Here is a 2,732-nt window from a genome sequence, read left to right on the forward strand (position 1 = left end):
AAAGCGGCGGCGCTGCCGTCGGCCAAAACGATCACGTGGCTCACCATGTGCTTCATGACGGTCTCGGCCGTGGCGAGCATCCGTAACACCCCTAGCATGGCCGTCTACGGGCTGGCGTGCATCTTCCTCTACGCGCTCCCCGCCATCGTCTTCCTGCTGCCCACGTCGCTGGTCGCCGCCGAGTTGGCCTCCGGCTGGGACGGCGGCGTGTACAACTGGGTCCGCCAGGGCATCACGCCGCAGGCGGGCTTCGTCGCCATCTGGACGCAGTTCGCGATGACGCTCACCTACTACCCCAGCCTGCTCGCCTACGTGGCCAGCACCCTCGCCTACGTCTTCATGCCGAGCCTGGCCAGCAACGGCTACTACACCGCCGTGGTGATCATCGTCGTCTACTGGGTCTCGACGATGGTGAGCATGCGCGGCGTCGGCCTCGTCGCCAGGCTGTCGAGCAGCTCCATGCTCCTGGGCACGGCGATCCCCGGCACGGCGCTCGTGATCCTCGGCGTCATCTACCTGATCCAGGGCAACCCCAGCTCGGCGCCCATGAACGCCAGCGCACTCCTGCCGCAGTTCGCCGGCCTCGCCAGCCTCGTCCTTATCGTCAACAACTTCCTCTCGTATGCGGGCATGGAGGTCAACGCCGTGCACGTCAAGAGCATGGCGAACCCGGCCAAGGAGTTCCCCAAGGCGATGTTCCTCGCCATGGGTCTGGTGGTCGTCATCTTCGTGCTGCCGGCCGTAGCCATCAGCTGGGTCGTGCCGGCCAAAGAGCTCACGCTCACGGCCGGCGTGATGCAGGCTTTCACCGCCTTCTTCACGTACTTCGACGTGGCCTGGCTCACGCCGATCCTCGGCATCATGCTGATCACCGCGGCGCTCGGCGGCATGATGGCATGGCTCGCCGGCCCGTCCAAGGGCCTCCTGCAGATTGGCCGCCAGGAGGGCTATCTGCCGCCGTTCTTCCAGAAGGTCAACGAGCACGGCATCCAGGTGAACATCCTGTTCGCGCAGGGCGCCATCGTCAGCGTCATCGCCCTGCTCTTCGCGCTCGTCCCCAACGTGCAGAGCGTGTACTGGATCTTCTCGGCCATCACCACGCAGGTTTACCTGATCATGTACGTGCTGATGTTCATCGCCGCGATGCGCCTGCGCAAGAATCAGCCCGACCATCCCCGCGGCTACCGGGCGCCCATTCTGCCGGTCCTCGCCGTCGTCGGGCTGGTGGCGTCGGTCCTCGCCTTCGCCATCGGCTTCGTGCCGCCCTCGCAGTTCGGAGGCGGCAGCCCGGTGGTCTACTTCTTCATGATTCTCGGCGGCGTGGTGCTCATCGGCCTCGTCGTGCCCTTCCTCTTCCTCAGGATCCGCAAGCCGGGCTGGAAAGTAGCCGTCCCGGAGCCCGACGCGTCCCAGAAGGGCTGAGGAGGTGATGACGGTGCAAGAGAAGTCACACACCTGGATCTACGTGACGATCGTCGTGGTCATCGTGGCGCTGATGGCCGCCGGAGTCGCCGTACGCAGGCATGAGCAGGACAACCGGGAGGCGCACGCCAAGGCGCGGGAGCTGATCACCAAGCTCGAGGCGGCCGGGTTCACGGCATCCGAGGAGGACACCATCGTCGAGCTCTTCGGTACCGACGGCGGAGCGTTTGCCGAGCAGGTCGGAAGCGGCCTGCTCGAGGCCGAGCTGGCCATGCAGTTCGGCAACGCCGGCCCGGCCAGCCGCTCGGTGATCCTCGACGGGAAGCTGCTGAGCGCCGGGGTGATCGTCCTAGAGGTGTACGCACCTCAGAAGCTGGCCGCGTACAGGGAGTTCCTCGACGGCCTCAAGTTCGGGACGACGCAATGACACACGCGGGCGCGCCGACGCCCGAGAAGGAGACCGCATGAACGCGGACGCGCTACGCCAGACCGTCGCCGGGCTCATGCCCGGCTTGCGCGCCGATCTGGAGCGCCTCGTGCGCCTGCCGTCGGTGGCCTTCGAGGACTTCCCCGAGGAGCCGGTGACGCAGGCCGGCCAGGCCGTGGCGGAGCTCTTGAAGAAGGCCGGCCTGCCGGAGGTGCGGATGGCCGACGTCGCGCGCGCGCCGCAGGCGGTGTTCGGGGCGCGGCCGGCGCGGCCAGGCGCGCCCACCGTTCTGTTGTACTCGCACTACGACGTGCAGCCGGCGGGTCCGGACGAGGCCTGGACGAGCCCGCCCTTCGCGCCCGCGGAGCGCGCCGGCCGCCTCTACGGCCGCGGCGCCGCCGACGACAAATCGGGCATCATCATGCACGTCGGCGCCCTCGCGGCGCTCGGCGCCGACTGCCTGGTGGGCGTCAAGGTTCTCATCGAGGGCCAGGAGGAGAGCGGCCAGGGCGGCATCGAGGAGTTCGTCAAAGCCAACGCCGACCTGCTGAAGGCCGACGTCATCGTCATCGCAGACGTCGGCAACTACAGCATCGGCGTACCCACGCTGACCACGTCGCTGCGCGGCATGGCCGCCCTGGACGTGGAGGTCGAAACCCTCGAGGGCGCCGTGCACAGCGGCATGTTCGGCGGCCCGGCGCCAGACGCGCTCATCGCCCTGACGCACATGATCGCGACGCTGCACGACGCCGACGGTACGGTGGCCGTGAAGGGGCTCGACGTCGTCGAGTACGACGGCGCGCCGTACGACGAGGCCGCCTTTCGCGTCGACGCCGGCGTGCTCGACGGCGTGGACCTTGTCGGCGCCGGCAGCATCGCCGAC

General features: G+C 68.2%; 3 protein-coding genes. All 3 read left to right on the forward strand.

The window, feature by feature from the left end; genetic code table 11:
* The coding region (locus WC493_RS23260) for an APC family permease (RefSeq protein ID WP_373069035.1) at window positions 1-1,422 on the forward strand (1,422 nt) is incomplete at its 5' end.
* 7 nt (window positions 1,423-1,429) lie between these two features.
* Window positions 1,430-1,849, forward strand: a complete 420-nt coding sequence (locus WC493_RS23265; protein WP_373069037.1) for a hypothetical protein — start codon at window positions 1,430-1,432, stop codon at window positions 1,847-1,849.
* A 37-nt stretch (window positions 1,850-1,886) separates the two neighbouring features.
* Window positions 1,887-2,732: M20/M25/M40 family metallo-hydrolase (locus WC493_RS23270; RefSeq protein ID WP_373069039.1), on the forward strand; the 846-nt coding region annotated here is incomplete at its 3' end.

Origin of the sequence: Zavarzinia sp. (genome assembly GCF_041650655.1) — a bacterium.
Classification (GTDB): Bacteria; Pseudomonadota; Alphaproteobacteria; order Zavarziniales; family Zavarziniaceae; genus Zavarzinia.

Bases quoted from the DNA above. Each gene is read 5' to 3' on its own strand.
- WC493_RS23265 (WP_373069037.1), top strand. From the start codon at position 1,430: ATGACGGTGCAAGAGAAGTCACACACCTGGATCTACGTGACGATCGTC.